Origin of the sequence: Microbacterium sp. (assembly GCF_035687345.1) — a bacterium.
Taxonomy (GTDB): Bacteria; Actinomycetota; Actinomycetes; order Actinomycetales; family Microbacteriaceae; genus Microbacterium.
Window position 1 is genome coordinate 1 of the sequence record NZ_DASRXZ010000029.1, and the last position, 26,194, is coordinate 26,194.

A 26,194-nucleotide genomic window follows, 5' to 3' on the forward strand; every position below is an offset into this window, starting at 1 on the left:
CTATCGTGGCCCCATGCTCCCTGTAGACATTCCGGACAGAGAACGGCTCATCTCCCTCACGGAGCACCGGGACGCGGCGAGCGTGTCGATCAGCCTCGCGTCGTCTCCGGTCCCTCAGGACCACGAACGCATCCGCATAGCGCTGCGCGACGCGATCGACCAGGCGGCGCGTCAGCTCGAAGGAATGGACCTGCCGCACGGCGCCCGCCATGACGTCGTCGGCCGCCTGCGGGCGGTGCTCGGCGACGACGAGTTCTGGACGCGGCAGTCGCGCTCGATGGTGCTCCTCGCGGCGCCCGGTGTGCTGCATGCCTTCCGGGTCGCGAACCACCTCCCCGACCGCGTCGTCGTCTCCGACCGCTTCGATGTGTCGGGCCTCATCCGCGCGGTGTCGTTCCCGCTGCACGGCTTCGTCGTGAAGGTGACGCAGCAGGGCGCCAAGCTCGCCGAGCTCGATGACGAGGGGCGGCTGGTGGAGCATCCGCTCGCCCTCCCGGACGACCACCGGCTCATGCTGGAGCGCACCGCGACCGACGGCACGTTCGACCGGCATCGCGCGCACGGTGCGACGGGCGACCGCGTCGAGCGCGAGCGCTTCTGCCGTGTCGTGCAGGACGAGGTCGTGAAGATCGTGCCGCGCGGGGTGCCGCTCATCCTGGTCGCGAGCGACGACCTCGACTCCGCGTACCGTGCCGTGAACACGCACGACTGCCTGCTCGACGACGTCGTGCACGAGCATCCCGACTCGCTCACGCGCGAGCGGGTGGAGAAGATCGCGCGCGAGATCCTCGACCGGCGGCGGGCCGCCGACCTCCGCGAGTGGCGCGAGCGGTTCGGCAACCTCCGCGCGCAGGGGCTCGCGACCACGCGACTGCGCGATGTCGCGGTGGCGACGGTGGCGGATGCCGTCGACGAGCTGCGCTTCGACCTCGACGCCGATGTGCACGGGCGCGTCGACGACTACGGCAACGTCGAGCTCTCGAACGACGGCGGCGGGGACGGCTACGACGTCGTCGACGAGCTCGTCACGCGCGTGCTGCGCGCGGGAGGCAAGGTGCGCGCGATCCGCAAGGAGGAGTCGATCGACGGCTCACCGGTCGCCGCGACTCTGCGCTTCCCGGTGCCCGCGCGGCACTGACGTCGGCACGCCGCGGGCGAGCTCGCGTCCGGGTCAGCGGACGATGAGCCGCGGCTCGACGAGCACGTGGGCCTCGCCCGCGGCCGTCCGGCGCGGTGCCACGACGCTCCCGGTCGCACCCATGAGGAGCTCGAGCGCGCCGGCAGCGACCTGCTCGGGGAGCTGCTCCACGCTCGAGATGTCAAGGGCCTCGGCCGCGTTGGTGTTGTCGAACCCGGTGACCGGCAGATCTGGGCGCCCCGCCGCCACGGCGGCGAGATGCGCGCCGATCGCGAGCGAATCGCTCACGCATACGATGCCGTCGAGGTCGCCGTCGGAGGTGAGTGCGCTCGCCGCGGCGGCACGCGCCTGCGCGACGCTGTCCTCGCTCGTGAGGCGCACGCCGGATGCGCCGGCCGCCGTCATCGCCTCGCTCCAGCCGCGCTCGCGGTCGTCGCCGGTTCCCGAACCGCGCGGCCAACCCAGGAATGCGATGCGCGGGCCGGCGGTCTCGAGCAGATGGCGTGTCGCGGCCGCCGTGCCCGCGGCGCCGTCGACGTCGACCCACAGATGCGCGGGATCCGCGACGTCGTCGGCGCCCCACGGCCGTCCGAACGAGACGAACGGGATGCCCCGCTGGAGCAGCCACCGAGTACGGGGATCGCCGTGGAAGGTTCCCGTGATCACGACCGCGTCGATCTCCCCGCCCGTGACGAGCTCCTGCATGCGCGCGATCTCGTCGTCGGGGGTGCGTGCCGCGTAGAGCTGGATGCGCATGCCGCGCTCGCTCGCCTGCTCGGTGAGCGCATGCACGAAGCGGTCGAGGACGACGCCGGAGATCCCGCCCGCATACGGGTCGAGGTGGATCCCGATCGTCGAGCTGCGTCGCGTGCGCAGGCGGCGCGCCGCCGCGTGCGGGCGGTAGCCGAGCTCGTCGATCACGCGCCGCACGCGGTCGCGCGTCTCCGGGCGTACGACCTCCGGCGTGTTGATCACGTTGGAAACGGTCTGGCGTGAGACCCCCGCCGCCGTCGCGACGTCCTCGACGGTCGGCGGCTTCGCCATCCGCGGCTCCCCAGGGTTCTGATCCTTCACTTGTCATCCTACGGTGCGCCGATGCCCTTGACAGGACGAGGACCTCATTCCTACCGTGGGGTCGATGATAATTTTGATCGTTCAAAGTCGCTAGATCGTTTGAACGATCAAACTGCCTTCATGCACCGAGAACCTCATTCAAAGGAGAAGAGACCATGACACGGCACAAGACCCGCGCGATGCTGGGCACCGGAGCGCTCCTCGTCACCGGCGCCCTCGCGCTCACGGCGTGCGGCTCCGGGTTCGATGACGGCGGCGGTGCCGGAGGCGGCGACGACTCCGAGCTCACGTCGTCGGACGAGGCGCTCACGGTCCTCATCGGCTCGTCGGGCGACGCCGAGACGGATGCGGTGACCGAAGCGGTCGCCGCATGGTCCGAGGAATCGGGGATCGAGGCGACCGTCCAGGTCGCGAACGATCTCCCCCAGCAGCTCTCGCAGGGGTTCGCGGCCGGATCGCCGCCCGACCTGTTCTACCTCGCGACCGAGGCTCTGGCCGGGTACGCGGGCAACGGCTCGCTCAAGGCCTACGGCGACCTGCTGTCGAACAAGGACGACTTCTTCCCGACGCTCGTGCAGAACTTCACCTACGAGGACGAGTTCTACTGCGCGCCGAAGGACTTCTCGACGCTGCAGCTCATCATCAACACGAGCCTGTGGGAGGCGGCCGGTCTGACGGACGACGACATCCCCACGACGTGGGATGAGCTGGCCGATGTCGCCGCCACGCTGACGACGGACGGCGTCACGGGTCTCGCGTTCGGTCCCGAGTACCAGCGCGTCGGCGCCTTCATGGCGCAGGCGGGCGGACAGCTCATCAGCGACGACGGCACGGAAGCCGTCGCGAACAGCCCCGAGAACGTCGAAGCCCTCACCTACGTCAAGGAGCAGATGGAGGCGGGCAGCTTCGCCTACTCGTCCGACCTCGGCGCCGGCTGGGGCGGCGAGGCGTTCGGCAAGCAGCTGTCGGCGATGACGATCGAGGGCAACTGGATCCAGGGCGCCATGACCAACGACTTCCCGGACGTCCAGTACCAGGTCGTCGAGCTGCCGGAGGGTCCCGCAGGCAAGGGCACGATGCAGTTCACGAACTGCTGGGGCATGGCTGCCGACAGCCCCAACCAGCAGGCCGCACTCGAACTCGTCGAGTACCTGACGAGCGCCGAGCAGCAGCTCGCGTTCTCGGAGGCGTTCGGCCCGATGCCGTCGGTGCAGTCCGCCGCCGAGCAGTGGACGGCCGACAACCCCGAGCTCGCCGCCTTCATCGCGGGGGCCGACTACGCGAAAGGTGTTCCGACCAACGACGGCATCTCCGCGGTGATCTCCGACTTCAACGCACAGCTCGAGGGCCTCAAGACAGGCGATCCGCAGCAGATCCTCGACACCGTGCAGGAGAACGCAGAAGCGATCGTGGGCTGACCCATGACCGCCACCGTCGCAGCGCCTCCTCGTGCGGGAGGCCCCGGCCGGGGCATCCGGCGCGGGGAGGCGCTCGCCGGCTGGGTCTTCACTCTTCCCGTCATTCTGATCCTGGGGATCTTCCTGCTCGCGCCCGTCCTGATGGCGCTGTGGGTGAGCTTCTCGGACTGGACGGGAAGGGGAAGCCCCCTCTCGGCGAACGTCAACTTCGTCGGCCTCGAGAACTACGCGGCCATCACCGTCGACGGCGGCCTCCCGACGCGCGACTTCGGCACCTCGTTGCGCAACAACGCGTGGTACGTGCTGCTGGTCGTGCCGATCCAGACCGCGCTGTCGCTCTTCCTCGCCGTGCTCGTGAACCGCGCGATCCTGCGCGGGCGGGGGTTCTTCCGCACCGCGTTCTACTTCCCGTCGGTGACGAGCTCCGTCGCGATCACCGTGCTGTGGCTGTTCCTCTTCTCGGCGACGGGCGTCGTCAACGAGGTCCTCTCGTGGCTCGGCATCAACGGACCGAACTGGTTCCAAGACCCCACCGGCATCGTCCACAACGGTCTCAGGGCGGTCGGCGTGACGAGCGGACCCGCGGCCCTGACCGAGAACGACTTCCTCGGGATCTCGTGGTGGGACTGGATGGCCGGGCCCTCGGTCGCGATGACGGCGTTCATCCTCATGGCGGTCTTCACAACCAGCGGCACGTTCATGCTCCTGTTCATCGCGGCGCTGCAGAACCTCAGCGCCGAGGTTCACGAGGCGGCCATGGTCGACGGCGCCAACGCGTGGCAGCGGTTCTGGCGCGTGACGCTCCCCCAGCTGCGACCGACTCTGTTCACGGTGCTGACCCTGGGCCTCATCGGCTGTTGGCAGGTGTTCGATCAGATCTACACCGGAACGCAGGGCGGCCCGTCCAAGACGACCCTGACTCCGGCGTACCTCTCGTACTCGTCGGCGTTCCTCGATCAGGACTGGGGTCGCGGTGCCGCGATCGCGTTCATCCTGTTCGCGATCATCGTCATCTTCACCATCTTCCAGCGCTGGGTCCTGCGTGACCGGCCGGTGTCGAACCGCCGCGCCCGCCAGTACCAGCCATCGCAGCCGAAGGAGGCGAGGCGATGACCGGCACGACCCTCGACGAAGCCCGGGTGCTCACCGAGGAGCCCCTGCGCGAAACCAAGCCGACTCGGCAGCGGTGGGTGCGCGCACCCATCGTGTGGCAGATCGTGCTCTACGCGGTGCTGATCGCGATCACGATCGTCTACATCTATCCGTTCCTCGTGCAAGTGGCGACGTCCTTCAAGACCGAGCCCGAGGCGGCGGCCGATCCGATCTCGCTCATCCCCCAGACGATCACCTTCGCGGCGTACGAGCGGCTGTTCCTGCGCAGCGACTTCCCGATCTGGTTCACGAACTCCGCGATCGTGACGATCTTCGTGACTCTCGGGCGCGTGTTCTTCTGCTCGCTGGCCGGCTACGCGCTCGCCCGACTGCATTTCCGCGGACGCGGGGTCGTGTTCGCCGCCGTCGTGGCGGTGATGGCCGTGCCGACGGTCGTGCTGCTCATCCCGAAGTTCCTCGTGATCAACCAGCTCGGCATCTACGACACGTATGCGGCGATGATCCTGCCGCTGCTCGTCGACGCCGCCGGCGTGTTCATCATGAAGAACTTCTTCGAGTCGATACCCGTCTCGGTCGAGGAGCAGGCCCGCATCGACGGCGCCGGCACGTTCCGCGTGTTCTGGTCGGTCGTGCTGCCGATGGCGCGGCCCGCGCTCATCACGATCATCATCCTGTCGTTCCAGGGATCGTGGAACGAGCTGAACCACTTCATCGTGGCCACGCAGTCGCCCGAACTGACCACCCTGACGAAGGGCGTCGCGTCGCTCGCATCGGGGCAGCTCAGCCAGGGATCGCAGTTCCCGCTCAAGCTCGCGGCGGCGGTGATCATGACCATCCCCGTCGCGGTGATGTTCTTCATCTTCCAGCGACGCATCATGAACGTCAGCGAAGGAGCCGTCAAGGAATGACCGCAGGATCGAACCCGATCGCGCTGCAGCCGCTCCTCGACGACGCGGTGATCGCACTGCGCGCGCCGACGCAGGTGTGGTCGGGACGCGAAGGCGACCTCGGGGCCCAGACGATCGACGGGGTGTACCACGGCGATGTGCGGCACATCCGCTCGATGACCGCGACCTGTCGAGGGTCGCGCATCGAATGGATCTCGGTCTCGCCCGACGGCCCGTCGCGCGTCGTGTTCGGCGGTCTGCTGCGCGGGCTCGACGATCCGATGCCCGACCCGCGCTTGCGGCTCGTGCGCGATCGCCGCGTCCAAGCCGGCCGCATGACCGAGACGTGGACGATCGAGTCGGGGCTGCCGCATCCGATCGGCACGACGCTGACGCTCGTGATCGCGCCCGACTTCGCGCCGCTGCACGACGTGAAGGCGGGTCTCGCGGCCACACAGGCGGCGGCGATCGAGTTGTCGGATGCCGCAGCGACCGTGACGCACGGCGGCCGGTCGTTCATCCTCTCGGCCCCGGGGTCCGAGGTCACGGCGGTCTCGGGCGCCGTCACGGCGGAGTGGCCCGTGGCCGTCGAGGCGCACGGCGCCGCATCCGTCTCGTTCGCCGTCGACCTGCACGACGACGCGTCCGTCGTCCACGGCGCCGCCGGCGCGTGGCCTCCCCCGGGCGGGCGACACGGACCGACGGGTGACACGCGCCTCGACCGGTGGCTCGAGACAGCGATCGGCGACCTCGACGCGCTGCGACTGACGGCGACCGACGACCCCGACGACGAGTTCTTCGCGGCCGGCGCACCCTGGTTCTTCACGCTCTTCGGACGCGACTCGCTGTGGACGGCCCGGCTCGCGCTGCCCGTCGACGTCGCGATCGCCGCCTCGACACTGCGCGTGCTCGCGCGGATGCAGGGCACCGAGGACGACATCGCGACCGCCCAGGAGCCGGGCAAGATCCTGCACGAGCTGCGCTCGTCGGCGCTCGAGCTGCCGAGCGAGGGAGTCACACTCCCGCCGCTGTACTTCGGCAGCGTCGATGCGACACCGCTGTGGGTGTGCCTGCTCGCGGACGCCTGGCGCGCAGGCATGCCCGAGCTCGAGGTGCGCGCGCTCGTTCCCGCGCTGCTCGGAGCGCTGCGGTGGCTCATCGAGTACGGCGACAGCGACGGCGACGGGTTCATCGACTACATCGACCGCACCGGGCGCGGGCTGGCGAACCAGGGGTGGAAGGACTCGGGCGACTCCATCCAGTGGCGCGACGGCACGCTGGCACGCGGCCCCATCGCCCTGTGCGAGGTGCAGGGTTACGCGTACGAGGCGGCGATCGCCGGTGCCGACCTTCTCGAGGCGTTCGGCGCGGAGGATGAGGGGGGCCTCTCCCCGTCGACCCTGCGCGAGTGGGCGTCGACCCTGCGCTCGCGGTTCCGCGAGTCGTACTGGGTCGAGACGCCCGAGGGTCGGTATCCGGCGATCGCTCTCGACCGCGACAAGCGTCCGGTCGACACCCTCACGAGCAACATCGGCCACCTCGTGGGCACGGGCATCCTCGACCCCGCGGAGGAGCGCGCGGTCGCCGAGCTGCTGCTCGGGGAGTCGATGTCGTCGGGCTTCGGCATCCGCACCATGTCGACCGGCGCCGCCGGCTACTGGCCGCTGTCGTATCACGGCGGCAGCGTGTGGACGCACGACACCGCGATCATCGCGTGGAGCCTGCACCGCGCAGGATTGACGGATGCCGCGCGCGACGTCGTGCGGGGGCTCGTCGCCGCGGCGGAGGGGTTCGCCTACCGCGTGCCCGAGCTGCACTCGGGCGACCCCGCGTGGCAGACCTCGGTGCCGACGCCGTACCCCGCGGCGTGCCGTCCGCAGGCGTGGTCGGCGGCCGGGGCCATCGCGTGCGCGCAGATCGTCCGGTCCGGCTGAGCCCCGCCCCCACCGTCGCCGAGATTGCGCGAATCACCGCTCGTCCGCGGCGGAAAACGTCGTTTGCGCGATCTCGGCGTGTGTGTGGCGGGCCTGGGAGGGTCAGTCGACCTTGGCGACCGTCCCGTTCGTGAGACGCACGAGCTCGTCGAACGTGAGCGGGAAGACGGTGTGCGGCGTACCGCCCGCGGCCCAGATCTCGGGGTACTGGGCGAGATCCTCGTCGACGATGGTGGTAAGCGGCGACGGATGCCCCGTGGGCGCCACTCCCCCGATCGCCTGGCCCGTCGCCTCGCGCACCTGCTCGGGGGTCGCACGCTTGATCGACGTGCGTCCGAGACGCTCGGCGAGGGCGGCGGTGTCGACGCGGTGGGCGCCGCTCGTCATGACGAGCAGCGCCTCGCCGTCGCTCCAGAACACGAGGCTGTTCGCGATCGCGCCGACCTCGACCCCGAGGGCGGCGGCCGCGAGCGGAGCGGTGGACGCGGCATCCGGAAGCACCACGATGTCGCCGGCGATGCCGGCGGCGCGCAGGGAGTCGTGGACGAGTCGGCTTCGGGTGGGCAGCTGAGCAGTCACGAGCCCAGATTATCGGCGCTCGGCACCGGCTCCGCGCGCCAGGATCTCACCGTGCGGCATGAGCAGCCACGCATCCGGACGCTCCGCCCACTCGCGCCAGCCGTCCGAGATCCGCTCGAGCTGCGCGTCGTCTGCCCCGATGGCCCGCGCACGGTCGGCGAAGGCCGACTGCACGACGCGATCGGCCCACATGCCGCCCCAGAAGGCGCGGTCGTCGGGCGACTCGAACACCCACACGCTCGCGCTCGAGACGATGTCACGCAGTCCGGCCTCTCGCGCCCACGCCTTGAGGCGACGCCCCGCCGACGGCTCCCCCGACGAGCTGCGATGCACGCGCACGTACAGGTCGAGCCATTCGGCGAGCGCCGGAAGGAGCGGATACCAGATCGTGCCCTCGTAGTCGACGTCGCGCGCCGCGACGAGGCCGTCGGCGCCCGCGACGCGACCGAACTCCCGCAGCGCGTCGACCGGGCGCTCGAGGTGCTGCAGCACCTGGTGCGCGTGCACGATGTCGTACTCCCCGTCCGCCGCGTCGAGCGCGTATGCGTCGCCGACGGCGAACTCGACGTCGACCACACCCCGCTGCGCCGCGAGCGCCGCCGCCTTCGCGACGACATCGGCCGCGGCGTCCACGCCCTTCACGCGTCCTGGAGCCAGTCGCTGCGCGAGGTCGACGGTGATCGTCCCCGGGCCCGACCCGACGTCGAGCAGCGAGAGCCCGGGCGCGAGGTGCGGCAGGAGGTACGCGGCCGAGTTCTCGGCCGTGCGCCATTCGTGCGAGCGCAGGACGGATTCGTGGTGGCCGTGGGTGTAGCGCGCCGTCGTCATCTCCCGAGGGTATCGGCGCAGCATCCGGTCTCATGACGCATCCTGCGCTCCATCGTCGACGGCGATCGGGATCGCCTGAGCGATCTGCTCACTCGCCTGGCGAACGGTTGAACAGTCCGCCGCCTGGTGATGCAATAGAAGACGGATGCCGCGAAGAGGCGGCGTTCGCAGCGCACAGCCCACAAGGCCCGCCGGAAGAGGATCGCGATGACGCACACCCTGCCCCTGCCCCGTTTCGACCACGAACGCGTGGAGGTGATCACGGGTCGTCGGAGCGGCCTGGTGATCATCGTCGCGCTGCACTCATCGGTGCTCGGCTCCGCCCTCGGCGGCGCACGCCTGTGGACGTACCCGACCTGGAGCGACGGCCTCGGTGACGCGCTTCGCCTGTCCGAGGCGATGACCCTCAAGAACGCCGCGGCAGGCCTCGACGCCGGCGGCGGCAAGGCCGTGATCGCCCTGCCGCCCGGAACCCAGCTCGATGCCGAGCGCCGTCGCGCCGCGTTCCTCGACCTCGGTGACGCGGTCGAGTCCTTCCACGGCCTGTACCGCACCGCCGAAGACGTCGGCTCGACGACCGAGGACATGCTCGTGGTGAGCGAGCGCACCGAGCACGTCGTGGGTCTCCCCGACGCCGTCGGCGGCTCGGGCGAACCGGCCGGCCCCACGAGCATCGGCGTGTACGAGGCGATCCGTGCGACCCTCGAGCGGATCACCGGCTCGAGCGACGTCAAGGGTCGCCGCATCACGATCTCGGGCCTCGGTCAGGTCGGCAGCCGCCTCGCCGTGCGGCTCGCCGCCGAGGACGCCATCCTCACGGTGACCGACGTCAACCCCGCCAAGCGCGACCTCGCCGCCGACCTCGGCGTCGACTGGGCGGAACCCGGCACCGAGCACCTCGTGCCCGCGGACGTGTTCGTGCCGGCGGGCATCGGCGGCGTACTCACGAAGGACGTGATCGACTCGCTCGACGCGAAGGCCGTGTGCGGACCCGCGAACAACCCGCTCGCCGAGCGCTCGGGCGCCGACCGACTGGCTTCACGGGGCATCCTCTACGCACCCGACTTCGTCGTGAACGCGGGAGGCGTGATCTACCTCGACCTCGTCGCGAAGCAGCTCGGCACCAAGACCGAGGTCATGGACCGGGTCGCGGCGATCGGCGACACCGTCCGTCGGGTATTCGACGAGGCGGAGTCGCGCGGGGTCTCGCCGCTCGAGGCGGCCGAGGGCCTCGCGGCCCAGCGTCTCGCCGACGGCGGACGCAAGCCCGCTCTCGCGCACTGACCCATCGACTCGCGAACCGGCGCACGGCAGCCTCTCGCGTGCGCCGGTTCCGCGTGCCGCCCCGGCGGAGTGCGGCTCGCCGCTAGGTTGACGCCATGGACGGACTCTGGCTCGCGGCGCTCAGCGGCCTGATCGCGGGCGCCGCGCTCCTCGTCGGGGCGGCGGTCGCGTGGTTCATCGACATCCCGCAGATGGTCGTCGCGGGCATCATGGCGCTCGGCGCGGGCGTGCTCATCTCGACGCTCGCGTTCGAGCTCGTCGAGGAAGCCGCCGAGGCAGGCGGGCTGCTTCCCGTCGTCATCGGGTTCTTCGCCGGCGCGATCCTGTACATCGCCGCCGACCGGCTCGTGTCCAGGCCGCGGAAGCAACCGTCGCCACCTCCTCCGCCCGCGGTCGCACCCGCGAACATCGCCGTGCGGCGCGGTGCCCGGCTCGCGGGCGGCACCGGCGTCGCGATCGCCGTGGGCGGCCTCATCGACGGCATCCCCGAGTCGATCGTCATGGGCCTGTCCGTCCTGCAGGGCGGCATCAGCATCCCGATCGTCGCGGCGATCGCGATCAGCAACGTTCCGGAGGGACTCGGGTCGACCGCCGCGCTCAAGCGCGGCGGATCGAGCGGTCGCGGTGTCGCGCTGCTGTGGGGCGGCATCGCCCTCGTGACGGTCGTCGCGGCCGTGGTCGGCTACGCCGCCCTGCAGGCCGCGCCGGTGAGCGTCATCGCGGTGATCACGACCGTCGCCGCCGGCGCGCTCCTCGCCATGATCTGCAACACGATGATCCCCGAGGCTTTCGCCGAGCAGCGCGCGCTCACGGGACTCTGGGCGACGATCGGCTTCCTGTGCGCGTTCCTGCTGCACGAGCTGGCGGGGTGATCGCCCTCCCCGCTGCCCTCATGGCTGCACCCAAGGTGACGGGGTCGGCGGAGTCACCACCGGCGGGCGGTCGTCGCACGTGATCGTGTTGGGCAGCTCCCACGCCGCCATCCACGGTCCGGTCGTGCCGCCGCCGTCGTTGCCGCCCAGGTCGGTCACGGTGAACTCGCTCCCCGTCGGCGGGAAGTTGAACGAGCCGCAGTTGTTGATCCCGACCGCGCCGACGTTGCGGGCATCGACATTCTCGAACGAAGCGCCGCCGGCGACCCGCGCGCTCAGCACCGAAGTGCCGGTGCCGTCGACGCGGACGTCCTTGAACGCGACATCCGTGATCGCGACGTCGTTGCGCACCGCCCACTCCGACACCATCATGATCGCGTTGTAGGTCGAGTCGAGGTAATGATCGCCCGTGACGCGGATCGCGCCGTCGATCGACCGGTCGAGCGCATAGATCCACAGCGAGCCGAGGCCGATCCTCCAGTTGAGCTCGAACCCCCCGGCGCGCACGGTCGTGTTGTCGGTGAAGCTCAGCGTGCCCTCGAACGGCTCCGCGCCGAACCGGGCGCCCGCGTGCAGGCCGCTGCCCTCTCGTACGGGGTCGGCGACGAGGTTGCGGGCGACCGTGTTGTCGCGCCCGCCGTAGATCGCGATGCCGTTGGCGAGCGTCGGAGACTGCACGGTGTTGCGCTCGAACACGTTGCCGCCGTTCTGGTCGGTCTCCGCCCACATAGCGAGGCCGTCGTCGCCGGTGTTGCGCACGAACGTGTTGACCACGCGCGAGTCGGTGACGCCGCGGTGGAGGTTCACGGCATCCGCGATCTGGTCGACGATGATCGAGTCCTCGATCGTCACGTTCGACATCGGACCGTCGAGCCAGATGCCGACCTTCGTGTGCTGGATGTGCAGGTCGCGGAAGGTCGAGTCGCTGAACGCGCCCCCGATGCCGTTGACCTGGTCGGTGTCGATGCGCTCGCGCACGTCGCCCTCGATCGCGAGACCCGAGATGTGCACGTTGCGGCTGCCGCCGTCGGCGGCGTCCTTGCCGTAGAACCCGACTCCCGTGTGCATCGACCCATCGGGCGCGGGCGTCGAGAGAGCCACCTCGCGCCCCTTCACCTTCGTGTACCAGTGACCGGCGCCGATGATCGTGACGTCGTCCACGACGATGTGGCGGTCGACACGGTACGTGCCCGGTGGGAGGTACACCGGGAGCCCGCTCGTGTGCGCCGCCGCGATCGCCTTCTCGATCGCCGGCGCGGAGTCCTTGCGACCGTGGTTGTCGGCGCCGTACTTCAGCACGTTCTCGGCCTTCCGCACCTCGACGGGCGGTCCGACCAGCTCGGTGTCGACGAGGTCGATGATCGTCGCCGCGACGCCGTGCGGCGCCGTCAGCCGGATCACGTCGCCGGCCGGATACGTCTTGTCGAAGAGGACGCGCTCCTCGTCGAAGAACTTCATCGGCCGGAAGGGCTTGTCGGGTTCGAAGTCCGGCAGGTCGAACTGCGGCACGCACGAGCATTCGGTGATCCACCAGTCCGGATGCAGCAGCCCCGCGTTCGGGTCGTTCGTGAACGGGTACTGGTTGTAGAGGTATGCGTACTGCGACGTCATCGTGAGCGTGTACGGCTTGTTCTTCGTCGTGATGCGCAGCGGCGCTGTGATGCCGCCCCCGTGCGCGGCATCCGGAATGCTGTACCGCACCGTGATCGCATTCGTCGGCGCGGGCAGGGTGAACTCGGCCCACTGCCCGGGGGCGAGACGGACAGCGGATCGACCGGATGCCTCACCCACCACCGTGTACGCGTCACGCCCCGCCTCGAGCACGGTGCCGTTGGTCCGGGCGTTCTCGGCCTCCTGCTCGAGGAACGGCACGTCGGCGCCGCGCCCCTCGGTGAGCGCGGGATCGAGCGCGGCGCGCGTGACCACGGGGTCGGGCGGCGGCGCCGACCACGGTGGTGCGGCTGTGGCCGCCGGGGCGGCGGCCAGCACGGCGAGAGCGACGGATGCCGCGGCGATCGCAGCGACGGCGGGGAGGGGACGTGTCATCGTCGACTCGTTTCTCGTCGGGACCTTCGGGTGCTCGTTGCCGTCACTGTAGACGGCCACGTCGAGACGGATCAAGACTTCGTTCGCAATTGTCGTGATTCTGTCGAGTTCTTGCGTTCCGCATCGGATCTCACGCAAGGACTTTCGTCAGGACCGGCCGCCCTCCCCTCGGCCACCCCTAGCCTGTGACCATGCGTACGGGAATCCACTATTGGAACTACACGACGCCGGGCGGTGCACCGGCCATCGCCGACGACATCGTCGCCACCGCGAAGGCTGCGGAAGCCGGCGGGTTCGACCAGTTCACCGTCATGGATCACTGGTTCCAGATGGACGCGACGGGCGACGCGGCACAGCCGATGCTCGAGGCGTACACGACGCTCGGGTTCGTGGCCGCGCACACGTCCCGCATGCGCATCGGGCCGCTCGTGGTCGGGGTGACGTATCGGCACCCGGGCCTCCTGGCGAAGACCGCCACGACCCTCGATGTGCTGAGCGGAGGACGCTCCTTCTTCGGCATCGGCGCCGCGTGGTACGAGCGCGAGCATCAGGCGCTGGGCGTCCCCTTCCCTCCGATCGCCGAGCGCTTCGAGCGGCTGGACGAGACGCTGCGCATCGTCGAACAGATGTGGAGCGACGACGACGGCCCGTTCGAGGGACGCCACTATCGGCTCGCCGCGACGCTGAACGGTCCGCAGCCGGTGGCCGCGCCGCATCCGCCCATCATGATCGGCGGAAAGGGACGCCGGAAGACGCTTCGCCTCGCCGCGCAGCACGCGCAGATCGTCAACTTCACGTCCGCTGAGCCGGACGAGGTCGCGGAGCTGCTCGACGTGCTGCGCCGCCACTGCGACGACGTCGGCACCGACTACGACGCGATCGAGAAGCAGGCGCTCGCGAGCCGGCTGAACCCGGATGCCCCCGACTGGCTCGACCAGGTGAAGCGGCTGCGCGATGTCGGGATCGACCTCGTCGTGCTGAGCGTGCGGCCCAACCGCCAGCTCGAGTGGGTGGAGCGCCTCGCGAACGACGTCGTGCCACGCATCGCTGACTTGTGAGCCCGTCACTTGAGTCGCTCTAAGTTTGGGGTTACTCTAGCTTCCTCGACACGAGGAGGCTGTCATGGACGATGTCATCGCTGTCCAGCATCGCTTCGACGAGGCTGAGCTCAACGCCGATCGAGCGACTCTCGAAGAGCTGATCGCCGACGACTTCCGCTCCATCGGGCCGAAGGGCTTCGTGATGGACAAGCGGGAGTGGATCGACAGACACGACCTGTTCCGCTACCTCGAGCTGCAGATCAGCGAGCTCGAGGTGAGCCGGTACGGCGACGCGGCCATCGTGCGCGATGTGCAGACGAACCACGCGATGTACGACGACCAAGAGGTCCGCCTCAGCGTGCGCGTCAGTCAGACGTGGGTCAGGAACGAAGGACGATGGCAGCTCGCCGGGATCCAGTTCAGCCCGATGGCGTCCGCATGAGCACGATCGAACGCGAGACGCCCATCGGACTGCGTGAGCTCAAGAAGCAGCGCACGCGGGCCGCGATCGCCGACGCCGCGATGCAGCTGTTCCTCGCGCGCGGGTTCGAGGCCGTCACCGTCGCCGAGGTCGCCCGTGCGGCGGAGGTGTCGGAAGCCACGGTGTTCAACCACTTCCGCACCAAGGAGGATCTCGTCTTCGACCGGCTCGAACAATTCTGGACGCGCCTCGTCGCCGCCGTCGAACAGCGCGCCGAGGGGCAGGGCGTCGTCGACGCGGTCGAGGCGTTCCTGCTCGAGCAGAACCGCGCGTCGCTGTCACCGGAACGTGCCGAGTTCCTCGCCGCCGTCGGGCGGATGATCGCCGACAGTCCGGCGCTTCTCGCGCGGGAGAGGGCGTCGTACGACGACGCGGCGGCCGCGCTCGCCACCGTCATCGAGAGAACGACGGAGCTCGGAGCGGATGCTGCGGCGGCGGCCCACATGATCCTGGCGGTCCACCGGTCCCTCGTCGCCTACACGCGCGAGCTCACCCGAGCAGGCACGGCCGGGAGAGACCTCGCCCGACGCGTGGACGCGGCGACCCGAAGCGGCTACTCCCTTCTTCGAGAAGGCGTCGACGTCTAGCCGCGAACGCGAGAGGAGCGACGAATGAAGATGAGCCTGAGCGTCACGAATTTCTCGTGGCGCGAACGATCGATCGCCGAGAACCTCGCCGATCTCGCGCAACTCGCCGACGAGGGCGGCGTGAACGCCCTGTGGGTGGCCGACCATGTGCTTCAAGTCGACCCTTACGGCGCACGCCCCGACGAGACCGAGATGCTCGAGGCCTACACGACGCTCGGTTTCCTGGCGGCGCGCACGTCGCGCCTCCGCCTCGGCACGCTCGTGAGCGCGGTGACGTTCCGGCCACCCGCGCTCCTGGTCAAAGCCGTCACGACGCTCGACGAGCTGTCCCACGGCAGGGCCATGCTCGGCATCGCAAGCTCCGAATCCTCCGCGGGCTGTGCGACGAGGTCGGGCGTCCGTACGACGCGATCGAGAAGACGATCTCGACGCGGATGCAGGCAGGAGAGTCCGCGTCCGCCTTCGCCGACCGGTGCGGGCGCTTCGCCGACCTCGGGATCGACCACGTCACCGTGCTCGCCCCGACCGGACCGTGGAACCCCGACCAGGTCGAGGTGCTCGCGGAGGCATCCCATCAGCTCGCCTGACGCGATGCATGATTCGCATTCTCGTTGGTCCCGCTGCCACGCGGCGCGGGCCCCACGGCTGCGCCACGGACCCAGGGCAAGATCGAACGCTTCCATCATCCTCCCGGCTGAGTGCGGATCATCCCTTCGCACGACGCGGCGTCCGGCGCCGTCCGCCTAGCGTGGCGTGGGTGTCCGATTCCTCGACCCGAGTTCTTCGCAGTCCGTGGCTCCTCGCCTTCGCGCTGGCCGCGATGGCCCAGTTCGCGCTCGTCGTCTTCCATCTCCCCGCGCAGCTCGCGTTCGTCTCGACGTTCCTCCTCGCGCCGATCCTGGCCGTGTGGGTGTGGAGGGCACGCGGCCCGCGGCTCCTCGTCGTCGCGCTTCTGCTCTGCTGGGTCGGCGATGTCCTGGGCAATCCACGTCTGATCGGCTTGGGACACGCTGCATTCCTCGTGAGCATCGCGGCGTACGCGGCCGCCTTCGTTGTGCTCACCGTGCTGTTCGTGCAGGTCACGGTCCGTGCGGGGTCCGCATCACGCGCGGGCCCGTCGCGGGGCGTACGCGCCTCCATATGGCTGCTCTACGCCGCGGTGATCGCCATGGTCCTCGCCGCGTCCTGGGGCGGACTCGATCCCACGCTTCGCGTCGTGGGTGTCGTGTACCTGCTGCTGCTCGGTGTGATGGCCACGACCGGATTCATCGCCGGCACCTCATCGGGCGTCGGCACGGGCCTGCTGCTCGCTGCGCACCTCCTCGTCTCGCTCGAGGTCGGGGGTGTCGTCGACGGGACGGCGATGCTGTTCCGCGTCGCCTACTGGATCCTGTACCTGAGCGGAATCGTCGTGATCGCCCTCTCGATGGTCCCGCGGCACGCGCGCGGCGAAGCGGTGCCCGCGTACGGGTGAGGGCGCGAACCGCACCGACCGAGGCGTCGAATCACACCACCGTCAAAATGAGTGAAGCCCCTGACAAAGCAGGGGCTTCACTCATTCGGTGGACCTGAGGGGATTCGAACCCCTGACCTTCTCATTGCGAACGAGACGCGCTACCAACTGCGCCACAGGCCCGTGAACCTCAGATAGATTAGCACGGCTCGCGGGGCCGCCCTGACCACGCGAGGACCGCTTCGGCGCTACTCCCCCGCCGCGCGGCGCGCGAGCAACTGGCGCACGTGCGCTTCGATCTCGGCGTCGTCGACGTAGCCCATGCGGGCGAAATCCGGGGTGCCGGATGCGGCGGGGCGCGCCTCGCGCGCCTGACGCGCCCGCTCGATCGACGGCGGTGCCTGCTCCTCTGCCCGGGCGCGGATGGCCTCCTCGACCGCGGCCCGGCGACGGGCTTCGCGCGCGACCTCCGCCTCGAGTACGGCTGCGGCGCGCGATCCGGCCGACGCCGTGAGCGGGCGGGGCAGCTCGCGCGGCTGCCATTCGCGGGCGGGCTCGAGCGCGACATCCTGCACGATCGCGGGCTCGCGGGTCGCGGCATCCGCCTTCTCCGCCCTCGCGGCCGCGCGCGCGGCGACACGCGACAGACGCACGAGCACGAGCCCACAGAGCACTGCGACCGCGACCGATGACCATAGGAGGAGCTGTGCACCGGTCGTGACGACCTCCCACGCGCCCCAGCCGGCGAAGCCGATCGCCGCGACTCCGACAGTCGTCGTGGCGAGCCGCATGCGGCGGCGGGCGCGCGCACGGCGAGCCTGCGGCGAGCGCCGTGCGGCAGCGCGTTCGGCGCGCGCCTGCTCGAGCTCGATGCGCGCCTGCTCGAGCGCGGCCTGCTCGCGCTCGGCGAGCGCACGGCGCGCGAGCCGCTGCTGCGCGAGAGCCGTGCGCGTGTTGAGCTCGAGGCGCACCTCCTCGGGGGTCTCGGCCGTCTCGGCGAGCACCCGCAGGGCCTGGTTCAGCCGCACCGCGTTGCGCTCGGCCGCGTCGTACTGACGGCGGCTGTGCCATGACGGCAGGAGGTAGACGAGCCACAGCAGGACCGTCACGGCGACGATCACACCACCGCCCAGCACCTGCCCGCCCATGCGGTCAACGGTAAGCGAGCGGAGTGCGCCAGCCGGGCCATCCGGGCGCGTGTCGCTCAGTCGGTCGGCTCGCGACTCACGCGTGCAGACGATCGGAGGGGGGCACGGATGCCGCATCCTGCGGCGCCCGTCCCGATATCCAGCGCTCGAGAACCCCTTCCGGGACCTCTTCGCGCACGAGCGCGAAGCAATAGTGGTCGCGCCAGTCCCCGTCGATGTGGATGTAGCGACGGCGCAGCCCTTCGTAACGGAAGCCGAGCTTCTCGACGACCCGCAGGCTCGCGCGGTTCTCGGGGCGGATGCAGATCTCCATGCGGTGGAGATTCAACTCGCGGAAGCACACGTCGGTGGCCATCGCGACGGCGGTGGGCGTGATACCGCGCCCCGCGAACCGCTCGCTGACCCAATAGCCGATCGTCGCCGAGGCGAGCGACCCGCGGGCGATGCCCCACACGTTGAGCTGGCCGGCGATCTCTCCGTCGTACTCCATGACGAACGGCACGCCGAGCCCGTCCCGGTACTGCTGCAGGAGACGACGGATGCCGAGCCTCATGTCGAACGAGACCGGGCCGTCGGGACTCGTCGCCTCCCACGGGCGCAGCCATGCGCGGTTCGACAGCAGCTCCTGCTGCAGCACGCGCGCATCGCGCTGCTTCACGAGTCGGATCGACACCGGCCCATGGGAGCGAGGAGCGGTCAGATCCACGAGACCTCCCTCGGACGCGGGCCCATCCGGCGGTCGCTTCGGCTACAGTCGCGCCGCGAAGTCCTTGAACCACGGGCGCAGCGCCGGGCCGAGGTCTTCGCGATCGGCGGCGAGCTGGACGATCGCCTTGATGTAGTCCACCCTATCCCCGGTGTCGTACCGGCGACCACGGAAGATGACGCCGCACACGCCGGGTCCGTCAGGGTCGGTCGCTAGTTCCTGAAGGGCGTCGGTGAGCTGGATCTCGCCGCCCTTGCCCGGCTCGGTGCGCTCGAGGATCTCGAACACGCTCGGCGCCAGCACGTACCGCCCGATGATGGCGAGGTTGGAGGGCGCCTCCTCCTTCTTGGGCTTCTCGACGAGACCGGTCACCTTCACGATGCCGTCGGCGTCGGTCTCCTCGACGGATGCGACGCCGTACGCCTCGACGTGGTCGGGGTCGACCTCCATGAGGGCGATGATCGCGGCGCCCGTGCGCTCGTGCTCGGCGAGCATCGTCGTGAGCAGCTCGTCGCGCTCGTCGATGAGGTCGTCGCCCAGCAGCACCGCGAACGAGTGGTCGCCCACGTGGGCCTGCGCACGCAGCACCGCGTGGCCGAGGCCCTTGGGCTCTCCCTGGCGGACGAAGTGGATGTCGGCGAGGTCGCTCGACTCGAGCACGCGGCGCAGCCGCTCGGTGTCGCCCTTGTCTTTGAGCTTGTCCTCGAGCTCGGGAACCGAGTCGAAGTGGTTGGAGATCGCGTTCTTGTTGCGTCCGATGATGACGAGGATGTCGTCGATGCCGGCCTGTGCGGCCTCTTCGACCACGTACTGGATCGCGGGCTTGTCGACGACCGGAAGCATCTCCTTCGGCATCGCCTTCGTCGCGGGGAGGAATCGCGTTCCCAGTCCTGCGGCGGGGATGACGGCCTTGAACGGCAAGTGAGGCATCCCCTGAGTCTAGAGGGCGGATGCCCCGACTCGCGGTGCACGGCACGCGAGGCGCACCGTGTGGTATGGGCGGGCGCACAGCCGCGCCCGCCTAGAATCGACGCATGTCCGACGCGATCGCCGATGCCAAGCGCGCCCTCCGGGCCGAGCTGCGCGAACGGCGCAACATGCGTTCCGAGCAGGCGCGTGCAGAGGCGGCCGCGGGCATCCGCGAGCAGCTCGACGCGCTCGTCGAGCGGCACGGCGCCAGATCCGTCTCGTGCTTCCTGTCCACGAGCATCGAGCCCGGTACGCGGGAGTTCGTCGAGGGCGCGGTCGCGCGCGGCATCCGGGTCCTCCTCCCGATCACACGCAAGGACGGCCTGCTCGACTGGACAGTCGCCGACCCCGAGCTCGACATCGCCGACGGCCTGTTCGGCCAGCCCGAGCCGGTCGGCGAGCTGCTGGGCCCGATCGCGGTCAACGACGTCGACCTCATGATCATCCCGGCCGCCGCCGTCGACGAATCGGGTACCCGCCTCGGGTGGGGCCGCGGCTTCTTCGACAAGACGATCGGCTCGATGGAGCGCTGCCCTCCCGTGTACGCGGTCGTCTACGACAGCGAGGTGCTCGACGAGCTCCCCCGCGACCTGCACGACCAACCGGTCGACGGTGTCGTCACCCCCACCAGAACCATGACCTTCACATCCGCGCGTCGCTGACCGCGAGATACCCTCCGAGAGCAAGACCGAGGAACATGCCCACCTACGCCTACGCCTGCAAGCAGTGCGGCCACCGCTTCGACGCCGTGCAGTCCTTCACCGACCCGTCCTTGACCGAATGCCCCGAATGCGGCGGAGCCCTGCGCAAGGAGTACGGGTCGATCGGCGTGACCTTCAACGGGTCCGGCTTCTACCGCACCGACTCCCGCTCGTCCGAGAAGAGCTCGTCGACGTCGTCGTCCGACTCGGGGTCTGGCACCGCTGCGGCATCTTCGACATCATCGAAGTCTGAGTCGAAGTCCGCGCCCGTCACGACGGGCTCGTAGCCGGCGGAAGCCGGCGACAGTGAGGAGCATCACGTGATCAAAGGCTTCAAGGAGTTCATCCTCCGCGGCAACGTCATCGACCTCGCGGTCGCGGTGGTCATCGGCGCCGCGTTCACCGCGATCGTCAACGCGCTCGTCGAGGGTTTCATCAACCCGCTGATCGGCGTCATCTTCCAGCTGGGCGACCTGAGCGGCTGGGTGCTGGAGGTCCCGACCCTCTCGGGCGGCACGTCGATCTTCGCGATCGGGGCGATCGTCGGCGCGATCATCAACTTCCTCGCCGTCGCGGTGATCGTGTACTTCGTCTTCGTGATGCCCATGAACCGCTGGAAGGAGCGCCAGGCCGCCAAGGCCGGCGCCGACACCGAGGAAGAGGAGCCGCTGCCCACTGAGCAGGAGCTGCTCGCGCAGATCCGCGACCTCCTCGCGAGCCAGGCGCCGCCCACGCGCTCCTGACTCAGTAGTGCGGCGGCACGTCCCGTCGCAGGCGATCGTCGTTCGGCCCGGACGGGCGTGAACCGGATGCGTCGGCCGGGGCATCCGTCTCGTCGTCGTCCGTCGGCACGGGCTCGCTCGTCGTGCCCGGCGCGGGAGTCAGCTTGGCGCGGCGGCGGCCCGGCACGCGCACGACCTTCTGCCTCTCGTCGCCGGAACCCGTGCCCTCACGCGAGGTCATCGGACCTCACTCGATGACGTCGATGGGCTGCGTCGCGCCTTCGGCCCGCGGCGACTCGGGCGGGATGCCGAGCATCTCGCCGATGCGGGCGGCGACCGCCGCGGGGTCGCTGTACAGGTCGAACGAGTGCACGCGGACATAGTGCCAGCCGAGCCGGCGCAGGATCTGCGGGCGCAGGCGCAGCGACTCGCGCAGCGTCTCGCCGATCGTCTCGGGGTCGCTCTCGACCACGACCGCCTTGCCCTCGTACTGCGCGACGAGCGGCAGGAGTCCGCGGTAGTGCACCTCGACGGCCGCGCCGAGCCGGCGCAGCTCGCGCGCGAGGGCGAGGGTCAGCGGGTCGGCGAGGTCTTCGAGCCGCGACTCGCGGGCGCGTGCGGCGACGCCGCCGAGGATCGCCATGAGGGTGGCGGCACCGTGCTCGAGGCGTCCGTCGTCGAACGCGGACGGCCGGATCGACGACACGATGACCATCGCCCGGCGAGCGCGCGTCATGCCGACCGTGAGGAGGCGCTCCCCGTCGGGCGTCGACAGATCGCCGAAGTCGCTCAGCACGCGGCCGTGCTTGGTGAGGCCGAAGCCGAGGGAGAAGATCACGCGGTCGCGACTCTCCGCGACCGACTCCTCGAGGGTCAGCACCGCGAACGGCTCGGCCGTGTCGCGCGAGACGAAGTCGGCGACGTCCGATCGACCCGCGAAGGCCGCCTCGACCGCCGCACGGATGCGCTCGGCGTGACGTGTGCTCGCCGTCACGACCATGAGCGACTCGCTGCCGCGGTTGACGGCGTGCTCGACGACGAGCGTCACAACCCGTGCGACCTCGGCATCGGGGCTCTCGACGGCGCCGGTGACAGGGTCGGGCGCGCCCGTTCCGCCCTCGACGTAGTCGACGCTGAGGCTCCCGCGCCCGAGGTAGGACCCGGCCCACGGCAGCGACACGATCTCGCCCCCGTAGAAGGCGCCGTTCACCAATTGGGCCAGGTCCTCCCCGCCGGCTCGATAGCTGCGGGTGAGCGTCTCGACGGGCAGCAGCTCGGCGAGGCGCTCGAAGACGCTCACGTCGTCGAACTCGAACTCGTCGTCGATCTCGGTCGCGGCATCCGTGGTGTCCGGCGTGCGCGGAGTGCGAGCCCCCAGGTCGTCGACCGGGGCATCCGCCGCGACGCGGAACGGCGTCGGCTTCTGCGTCACGGGATCGCCGAACGCGACCACCTGACGCGCACGACGCAGTGCGGGCGCGGCTTCGGCGAGGCTCAGCGCCGCGGCATCCGCGATGAGCACCACGTCGAACTCGGGCTCCGCCGGGATGAGCGGGACGTCGTACGGCGAAGCGAGCCACACCGGCGCGAGCACGCGCATGAGCGACGGCGCGACGGCCAGGAGTCGACGTGGCTCCCCCATGCCGTTCTTGAGCGCCTGCTTGAGCGCGGCCGCCTCTTCGGGCAGGTCGACGATCCCGATGCGCCATTGCGTCGCGAGCTGGGCTGCGAGGAGCGGACCGGATGCGCCCGCATGCGCCTCGTCGACGAGACGGAAGTCGCGCTCCAGGCGGTCGACGACTGCGGTGTTCGCTCCGAGCAGGGCGCGGTCGGAGCGCAGCAGGTGCTCGAGCGCGGACTGCCACCACGCGAACTCGAGCTCGGCGCCCACCTCCGACTCGGGCACGTGCCGCACCGAGAGCTCGACGAGCAGCGGTTCCAGGCCCAGGTCGGCGAGCTCCCCGCGCAGCGTCGCGCGCTCGACGAGGTTGTCGAAGACCGGAGAGTCCGCGGCCAGCGCGGCGAGCGTGCGCACGAGGCGCGGGATCGGCAGGTGCGCGAGACGCTCCGCACCCGTGCGGCTGAGCACAGCATCCAGCTCGGCGAGACCCGCCTCGGCGTGCTGCCACGCCACGTGCACATCGGCGATGCCGACGGGCACCTCGGGGATCACGCCCGCGTCGACGTAGCGCTGCCATTCGGTGCGCTGCTTCTGGATGCGCACGAGCCACTCGTGCATGTCGGGCACATGGACGCCCGGACGCACGTACTCGCGCGACAGCCGCTTGAGCCTGCGGCGGTTCGCGCTCGTCATGTTCGGTGCGTCGCGACGAGGTCCGTGCGCTTGGATGAGCTCGGCGAGCGGGCGCTCGAAGACCGTCGGGCTGAACCGGTCCAGCGAGTCGCGGATCCCCTGCAGCAGCTTCAGGTACGAGCCCAGCTCGGCGATCGTGTGGAACGGACGCATGCGGGTCTGTGCCACGAGCTCGTAGGCGCGCTCGAGCAGGCTCGGCACATCCTGCCTGTGCAGCCGCGCGGCGAGCGCGTGGGCGGCGCGGGCGGCATCCGTCGTGGCGAACGTCACGCCGTACCAGGGCGAGTCGTCCGGACCGAAACGGAACTCGCCCAGCCGTGCTGCGGCGGCCAGCTTCGCGGCGGCCTCCTTGCGCACGGGCGCCACCCGCACGAGCGTCCCGTAGTCGAAGCGCGCCGAGGTCGACGGCGGACGTTCGCGGGAGGTGAGGTTCGAGAGCTCGCGGAGCACGTCGAGCATCGACACGCCGAGTCCGCTGTGGGTCGCGGTCAGCGAGCGGCGGTAGTCGCGCAGCACGTTCCGCAGCCGGACGAGGGCATCGTCGATCTCGGCGACCTTCGGCGCCTCGGCCTTCTCGTTGCGGCCGATCGCCCGGATGAGGTCGCGCTGCAGCGAGCGGGGCGAGACCGCGAGTCCGGGCAGGCCGATGGTGGCGAGACGGTGCCGCACGCCGTCGAGCGTCGAGCGGCGCGCGCTCACGACGAGCACGCGCTTGCCCTCGCGCACGAGCGCGCCGATCGCGTTGATGACGGTCTGCGTGCCACCCGTTCCCGGGAGCGTGTGCACGACGAGGGACTGCCCGTCGGTGATGCGGGCGAGCACGCCCTCCTGCTCGGCGTCGGCGTCGAGGATGAGCGTGTCGGATGCGGGCGGTCGCTCGTCCGCGCTGGGCACGACGGGCGCGTCGCGGCGGGTCGCGAAGATCTCGCGGTCGGACTCGTGGCCCGCGAGCGCGTTGAGCACGACGTGGTCCTGGTCGACGATGTCGCGCGCCATGCCGGTGCCGACGTCGGCGAAGCTCGAGACGACCAGGCGGGGGCGCACCGTGTAGCTGTCGATCGCGGCCGTCAGCTGACGCAGGCGGTCGATCACCGGCTGCGGCTTGAAGACTCCGTTGTCATACGCGAGGGCCGCGAGGGCGGCGCCGTTGATGCGGATGCCGAAATGCTCGCGCATCGCGCGGACGAGCTCGGGGTTGACGGTGAACGAGCCCCCGCGCAGCGCGAGCTCGAAGTCGGACTGGTGCCGGCGGATGGACAGCGGACGCAGCAGCACCGGCGCCGTGCAGCGCATGCCGCCGATGCGCCACGACGCGAGGCCGACCGCGAGGTGCACGGACTCGATCCCGCGCACCGTCCGCAGTTGGACGCTCTTCGCGGTGATGCGCTCGGCGGCGAGGCGCGCCGTGCGGTGCGCGACCTCGTCACGGAAGAGGTTCGACAGCAGGGTCGAGCGTCCGGTGAGGAACTGCGGCAGACTGCCGGGGTGCGCCTTCGTGATCTCGATGACCGCGTCGGCGGGCTCGGAGAAGTGCAGCAGCGTCGATCGGCCCCCGAGCTCGGCGGCCTGCGCCCGAAGCCGCTCGCGTTCCGGCTCGGCGATGTGCACGACCGAGACCCCCGGCTCGGACAGCTCGAGCGTTCCGGGATTCACGGCCGCCATGGGGACGGCATCCTCTGCGCCCGAGACGGCGTCGACTTCTGCACGCCACACACGAGCCAGATTAGGCGGGCACCCGTCGCGGAGCGGGATTCAAGCGCGGGTTTCGCCGGATTGCAACACGCCGTGCCGTCGGCGATTCCTCCCCAGTGGGAGCCCGCGGCCATCTCTTCACGAGCGGGTCTCAGAGATCGGATGCCTCACACCCGGTTCAACAGGATGAATCCATGACCGACTCCCGTTTCCGAATCCATCCTTCCCCGGTCGGCGACATCCTCATCGTCACCACCGCCACAGGCATCGTGGAATTGCATCCGTTCGAAGGACCGCTCGGTCCGCATATCGAGCGGATCGCTCGAGAATTGCATCGTGCGCCCGAGCCCGACGACACCGCGGGCGGCGATATCGACCGACAGCTCGACGAGTATTTCGCGGGCGACCGGCGCGAATTCGACGTGAGCCTCGATTGGAGCAGGGTCCGCGGCTTCACGCGCGCCGCCCTGGAGACCGTCCGCGAGATCCCGTATGCCGAGACCGCGTCGTACGGCGAGGTCGCCGCCGCCGCCGGAAGCCCGAGGGCGGCGCGCGCGGTGGGCACCGCGTGTGCGACGACGCCGTTCTCGATCATCGTCCCCGTGCATCGAGTGGTCCGGTCCGACGGCTCGCTCGGCGAATACGGCGGGCGATCCGACGTCAAGCGGTTCCTGCTCGACCTCGAACTCGACGCAATTGGCAATAGCACATGAATGAATGTGCGCGACAAAGTGTGAGTGATTTCTCACTTCTCGTCGGCGAAGCGAATTCATCGATTGGCCGAGGCCCGATAGTGCGAAAAGCCGAATTCCCGTAAAGTAAATGGCATGGCACGCAGAATCGTCCATCAGCTCGTCGATGACCTCGACGGCACCGTCCTTGAAGTCGGCTCAGGAGAGACCGTTCTCTTCTCGCTCGACGGGGTCGCCTTTGAGATCGACCTCTCCAACGAGAACGCGAAATCACTGCGCGGCGCCCTCGAGCCGTACGTGAAAGCGGCTCGCCGCGTGTCGGGCGGTCGGGGCGGAGGCTCGAGTTCGACGTCGGCCCCGCGCAAGCGCCGCCGCGCCGGACAGCAGGACTACAGCGCCATCCGCGCGTGGGCGAAGGAGAACGGGTACGACATCTCCGAGCGCGGTCGCGTCCCGGCGAACGTGCTCGAAGCGTACGAAGCAGCGCACTGACGCCACGCGCCCACCGTTTCCGGG

The 26,194-nt window shown here is 70.0% G+C and carries 26 protein-coding genes, 1 tRNA gene and 1 pseudogene; 18 read left to right on the forward strand and 10 right to left on the reverse strand.

Annotated elements, in window-relative coordinates:
* Window positions 1-82 precede the first annotated feature (82 nt).
* The gene (locus VFF97_RS03545; RefSeq protein ID WP_325032117.1) at window positions 83-1,138 is read left to right on the forward strand and encodes a hypothetical protein; all 1,056 of its coding nucleotides are present in this window, start codon (window positions 83-85) and stop codon (window positions 1,136-1,138) included.
* Window positions 1,139-1,171: 33 nt separating this feature from the next.
* Here the strand turns inward: VFF97_RS03545 and VFF97_RS03550 are convergent, their stop codons facing one another.
* Window positions 1,172-2,182: a LacI family DNA-binding transcriptional regulator gene (locus VFF97_RS03550; protein ID WP_325032118.1), complete on the reverse strand. Its 1,011-nt coding sequence runs from the start codon at window positions 2,180-2,182 to the stop codon at window positions 1,172-1,174.
* 185 nt (window positions 2,183-2,367) lie between these two features.
* On the opposite strand from VFF97_RS03550, the gene VFF97_RS03555 reads away from it, so the two are divergent.
* Genes VFF97_RS03555 through VFF97_RS03570 form a run of 4 tightly spaced genes read left to right on the forward strand, consistent with a single transcriptional unit; the run spans window position 2,368 to window position 7,564 of the window.
* Window positions 2,368-3,630 carry a sugar ABC transporter substrate-binding protein gene (locus VFF97_RS03555; protein WP_325032119.1) on the forward strand — a complete coding sequence of 421 codons (1,263 nt, stop codon included), beginning with the start codon at window positions 2,368-2,370 and terminating at the stop codon, window positions 3,628-3,630.
* Window positions 3,631-3,633: 3 nt separating this feature from the next.
* Complete coding sequence (locus tag VFF97_RS03560) at window positions 3,634-4,743, forward strand: sugar ABC transporter permease (protein WP_325032120.1); 1,110 nt, start codon at window positions 3,634-3,636, stop codon at window positions 4,741-4,743.
* Window positions 4,740-5,651, forward strand: coding sequence for a carbohydrate ABC transporter permease (locus VFF97_RS03565; protein ID WP_325032121.1), 912 nt, complete (start codon window positions 4,740-4,742; stop codon window positions 5,649-5,651). Before VFF97_RS03560 ends, VFF97_RS03565 begins: the two co-directional genes overlap by 4 nt.
* Window positions 5,648-7,564, forward strand: a complete 1,917-nt coding sequence (locus VFF97_RS03570) for a glycogen debranching N-terminal domain-containing protein (protein WP_325032122.1) — start codon at window positions 5,648-5,650, stop codon at window positions 7,562-7,564. The genes VFF97_RS03565 and VFF97_RS03570 overlap by 4 nt, the downstream gene beginning before the upstream one ends.
* Before the next feature lie 102 nt (window positions 7,565-7,666).
* Here VFF97_RS03570 and VFF97_RS03575 read toward each other — a convergent pair whose 3' ends face one another.
* Together VFF97_RS03575 and VFF97_RS03580 are read right to left on the reverse strand one after the other, a co-directional pair.
* Complete coding sequence (locus VFF97_RS03575; RefSeq protein ID WP_325032123.1) at window positions 7,667-8,143, reverse strand: YbaK/EbsC family protein; 477 nt, start codon at window positions 8,141-8,143, stop codon at window positions 7,667-7,669.
* A 9-nt stretch (window positions 8,144-8,152) separates the two neighbouring features.
* Window positions 8,153-8,971 (reverse strand): methyltransferase domain-containing protein, encoded by an 819-nt coding sequence (locus VFF97_RS03580; RefSeq protein WP_325032124.1) that lies wholly within the window; start codon window positions 8,969-8,971, stop codon window positions 8,153-8,155.
* A 207-nt stretch (window positions 8,972-9,178) separates the two neighbouring features.
* Between VFF97_RS03580 and VFF97_RS03585 the strand changes: the two genes are divergently transcribed.
* On the forward strand, window positions 9,179-10,255 hold the full coding sequence (locus tag VFF97_RS03585) for a Glu/Leu/Phe/Val dehydrogenase family protein (protein WP_325032125.1): 1,077 nt from the start codon (window positions 9,179-9,181) through the stop codon (window positions 10,253-10,255).
* Between the two features lie 95 nt (window positions 10,256-10,350).
* Entirely contained in the window at window positions 10,351-11,127 is a 777-nt protein-coding gene (locus tag VFF97_RS03590; RefSeq protein WP_325032126.1) for a ZIP family zinc transporter, read from the forward strand.
* Between the two features lie 18 nt (window positions 11,128-11,145).
* On the opposite strand, the gene VFF97_RS03595 is transcribed toward VFF97_RS03590, so the two are convergent.
* Window positions 11,146-13,173 carry a glycosyl hydrolase family 28-related protein gene (locus tag VFF97_RS03595; protein ID WP_325032127.1) on the reverse strand — a complete coding sequence of 676 codons (2,028 nt, stop codon included), beginning with the start codon at window positions 13,171-13,173 and terminating at the stop codon, window positions 11,146-11,148.
* 191 nt (window positions 13,174-13,364) lie between these two features.
* Here VFF97_RS03595 and VFF97_RS03600 point away from each other — a divergent pair, with 191 nt between their 5' ends.
* From VFF97_RS03600 to VFF97_RS03620, 6 genes and pseudogenes are all read left to right on the forward strand, one after another.
* A complete protein-coding gene (locus VFF97_RS03600; RefSeq protein WP_325032128.1) occupies window positions 13,365-14,231 on the forward strand; it encodes an LLM class F420-dependent oxidoreductase in 867 nt (288 codons plus the stop codon).
* Between the two features lie 64 nt (window positions 14,232-14,295).
* Window positions 14,296-14,655, forward strand: a complete 360-nt coding sequence (locus VFF97_RS03605; protein WP_325032129.1) for a nuclear transport factor 2 family protein — start codon at window positions 14,296-14,298, stop codon at window positions 14,653-14,655.
* A complete protein-coding gene (locus tag VFF97_RS03610) occupies window positions 14,652-15,281 on the forward strand; it encodes a helix-turn-helix domain-containing protein (RefSeq protein WP_325032130.1) in 630 nt (209 codons plus the stop codon). The genes VFF97_RS03605 and VFF97_RS03610 overlap by 4 nt, the downstream gene beginning before the upstream one ends.
* 30 nt (window positions 15,282-15,311) lie before the next feature.
* Window positions 15,312-15,596: pseudogene (locus VFF97_RS16745) on the forward strand (LLM class flavin-dependent oxidoreductase); the annotation flags it as partial.
* Between the two features lie 119 nt (window positions 15,597-15,715).
* Window positions 15,716-15,868: a hypothetical protein gene (locus VFF97_RS03615; protein WP_325032131.1), complete on the forward strand. Its 153-nt coding sequence runs from the start codon at window positions 15,716-15,718 to the stop codon at window positions 15,866-15,868.
* A 170-nt stretch (window positions 15,869-16,038) separates the two neighbouring features.
* Complete coding sequence (locus VFF97_RS03620) at window positions 16,039-16,755, forward strand: lysoplasmalogenase family protein (protein ID WP_325032132.1); 717 nt, start codon at window positions 16,039-16,041, stop codon at window positions 16,753-16,755.
* Between the two features lie 89 nt (window positions 16,756-16,844).
* On the opposite strand, the gene VFF97_RS03625 is transcribed toward VFF97_RS03620, so the two are convergent.
* The 4 genes from VFF97_RS03625 to galU form a co-directional block, all read right to left on the reverse strand.
* Window positions 16,845-16,917 (reverse strand) — tRNA-Ala (locus tag VFF97_RS03625).
* Between the two features lie 65 nt (window positions 16,918-16,982).
* The gene (locus VFF97_RS03630) at window positions 16,983-17,882 is read right to left on the reverse strand and encodes a large exoprotein (protein ID WP_325032133.1); all 900 of its coding nucleotides are present in this window, start codon (window positions 17,880-17,882) and stop codon (window positions 16,983-16,985) included.
* A gap of 76 nt (window positions 17,883-17,958) precedes the next feature.
* The gene (locus tag VFF97_RS03635) at window positions 17,959-18,588 is read right to left on the reverse strand and encodes a GNAT family protein (protein ID WP_325032134.1); all 630 of its coding nucleotides are present in this window, start codon (window positions 18,586-18,588) and stop codon (window positions 17,959-17,961) included.
* Between the two features lie 42 nt (window positions 18,589-18,630).
* Entirely contained in the window at window positions 18,631-19,518 is an 888-nt protein-coding gene (gene galU / locus VFF97_RS03640) for a UTP--glucose-1-phosphate uridylyltransferase GalU (RefSeq protein WP_325032135.1), read from the reverse strand.
* 104 nt (window positions 19,519-19,622) lie between these two features.
* Here galU and VFF97_RS03645 point away from each other — a divergent pair, with 104 nt between their 5' ends.
* Genes VFF97_RS03645 through mscL form a run of 3 tightly spaced genes read left to right on the forward strand, consistent with a single transcriptional unit; the run spans window position 19,623 to window position 21,001 of the window.
* The gene (locus VFF97_RS03645) at window positions 19,623-20,219 is read left to right on the forward strand and encodes a 5-formyltetrahydrofolate cyclo-ligase (protein WP_325032136.1); all 597 of its coding nucleotides are present in this window, start codon (window positions 19,623-19,625) and stop codon (window positions 20,217-20,219) included.
* A gap of 35 nt (window positions 20,220-20,254) precedes the next feature.
* A complete protein-coding gene (locus VFF97_RS03650; protein ID WP_325032137.1) occupies window positions 20,255-20,545 on the forward strand; it encodes an FmdB family zinc ribbon protein in 291 nt (96 codons plus the stop codon).
* Window positions 20,546-20,578: 33 nt separating this feature from the next.
* Window positions 20,579-21,001, forward strand: a complete 423-nt coding sequence (gene mscL, locus VFF97_RS03655; protein ID WP_325032138.1) for a large conductance mechanosensitive channel protein MscL — start codon at window positions 20,579-20,581, stop codon at window positions 20,999-21,001.
* A gap of 1 nt (window position 21,002) precedes the next feature.
* On the opposite strand, the gene VFF97_RS03660 is transcribed toward mscL, so the two are convergent.
* Together VFF97_RS03660 and VFF97_RS03665 are read right to left on the reverse strand one after the other, a co-directional pair.
* Window positions 21,003-21,221, reverse strand: coding sequence for a hypothetical protein (locus VFF97_RS03660; protein ID WP_325032139.1), 219 nt, complete (start codon window positions 21,219-21,221; stop codon window positions 21,003-21,005).
* A 6-nt stretch (window positions 21,222-21,227) separates the two neighbouring features.
* Window positions 21,228-24,956: an AAA family ATPase gene (locus VFF97_RS03665; RefSeq protein ID WP_325032156.1), complete on the reverse strand. Its 3,729-nt coding sequence runs from the start codon at window positions 24,954-24,956 to the stop codon at window positions 21,228-21,230.
* A gap of 146 nt (window positions 24,957-25,102) precedes the next feature.
* Here VFF97_RS03665 and VFF97_RS03670 point away from each other — a divergent pair, with 146 nt between their 5' ends.
* Both VFF97_RS03670 and VFF97_RS03675 read left to right on the forward strand, forming a co-directional pair.
* Window positions 25,103-25,699: a methylated-DNA--[protein]-cysteine S-methyltransferase gene (locus VFF97_RS03670; protein WP_325032140.1), complete on the forward strand. Its 597-nt coding sequence runs from the start codon at window positions 25,103-25,105 to the stop codon at window positions 25,697-25,699.
* A 114-nt stretch (window positions 25,700-25,813) separates the two neighbouring features.
* On the forward strand, window positions 25,814-26,170 hold the full coding sequence (locus tag VFF97_RS03675; RefSeq protein ID WP_325032141.1) for an Lsr2 family protein: 357 nt from the start codon (window positions 25,814-25,816) through the stop codon (window positions 26,168-26,170).
* The last annotated feature ends 24 nt before the right edge of the window (window positions 26,171-26,194 follow it).

Excerpts from the sequence above, each read along its gene's own strand:
- VFF97_RS03550 (WP_325032118.1), bottom strand. The coding sequence starts at position 2,182 with ATGGCGAAGCCGCCGACCGTCGAGGACGTCGCGACGGCGGCGGGGGTC.
- VFF97_RS03555 (WP_325032119.1), top strand. The coding sequence starts at position 2,368 with ATGACACGGCACAAGACCCGCGCGATGCTGGGCACCGGAGCGCTCCTC.
- VFF97_RS03560 (WP_325032120.1), top strand. The coding sequence starts at position 3,634 with ATGACCGCCACCGTCGCAGCGCCTCCTCGTGCGGGAGGCCCCGGCCGG.
- VFF97_RS03565 (WP_325032121.1), top strand. The coding sequence starts at position 4,740 with ATGACCGGCACGACCCTCGACGAAGCCCGGGTGCTCACCGAGGAGCCC.
- VFF97_RS03570 (WP_325032122.1), top strand. The coding sequence starts at position 5,648 with ATGACCGCAGGATCGAACCCGATCGCGCTGCAGCCGCTCCTCGACGAC.
- VFF97_RS03580 (WP_325032124.1), bottom strand. The coding sequence starts at position 8,971 with ATGACGACGGCGCGCTACACCCACGGCCACCACGAATCCGTCCTGCGC.
- VFF97_RS03585 (WP_325032125.1), top strand. The coding sequence starts at position 9,179 with ATGACGCACACCCTGCCCCTGCCCCGTTTCGACCACGAACGCGTGGAG.
- VFF97_RS03590 (WP_325032126.1), top strand. The coding sequence starts at position 10,351 with ATGGACGGACTCTGGCTCGCGGCGCTCAGCGGCCTGATCGCGGGCGCC.
- VFF97_RS03595 (WP_325032127.1), bottom strand. The coding sequence starts at position 13,173 with ATGACACGTCCCCTCCCCGCCGTCGCTGCGATCGCCGCGGCATCCGTC.
- VFF97_RS03600 (WP_325032128.1), top strand. The coding sequence starts at position 13,365 with ATGCGTACGGGAATCCACTATTGGAACTACACGACGCCGGGCGGTGCA.
- VFF97_RS03605 (WP_325032129.1), top strand. The coding sequence starts at position 14,296 with ATGGACGATGTCATCGCTGTCCAGCATCGCTTCGACGAGGCTGAGCTC.
- VFF97_RS03610 (WP_325032130.1), top strand. The coding sequence starts at position 14,652 with ATGAGCACGATCGAACGCGAGACGCCCATCGGACTGCGTGAGCTCAAG.
- VFF97_RS03615 (WP_325032131.1), top strand. The coding sequence starts at position 15,716 with ATGCAGGCAGGAGAGTCCGCGTCCGCCTTCGCCGACCGGTGCGGGCGC.
- VFF97_RS03630 (WP_325032133.1), bottom strand. The coding sequence starts at position 17,882 with ATGGGCGGGCAGGTGCTGGGCGGTGGTGTGATCGTCGCCGTGACGGTC.
- galU (WP_325032135.1), bottom strand. The coding sequence starts at position 19,518 with ATGCCTCACTTGCCGTTCAAGGCCGTCATCCCCGCCGCAGGACTGGGA.
- VFF97_RS03645 (WP_325032136.1), top strand. The coding sequence starts at position 19,623 with ATGTCCGACGCGATCGCCGATGCCAAGCGCGCCCTCCGGGCCGAGCTG.
- VFF97_RS03650 (WP_325032137.1), top strand. The coding sequence starts at position 20,255 with ATGCCCACCTACGCCTACGCCTGCAAGCAGTGCGGCCACCGCTTCGAC.
- VFF97_RS03660 (WP_325032139.1), bottom strand. The coding sequence starts at position 21,221 with ATGACCTCGCGTGAGGGCACGGGTTCCGGCGACGAGAGGCAGAAGGTC.
- VFF97_RS03665 (WP_325032156.1), bottom strand. The coding sequence starts at position 24,956 with ATGGCGGCCGTGAATCCCGGAACGCTCGAGCTGTCCGAGCCGGGGGTC.
- VFF97_RS03675 (WP_325032141.1), top strand. The coding sequence starts at position 25,814 with ATGGCACGCAGAATCGTCCATCAGCTCGTCGATGACCTCGACGGCACC.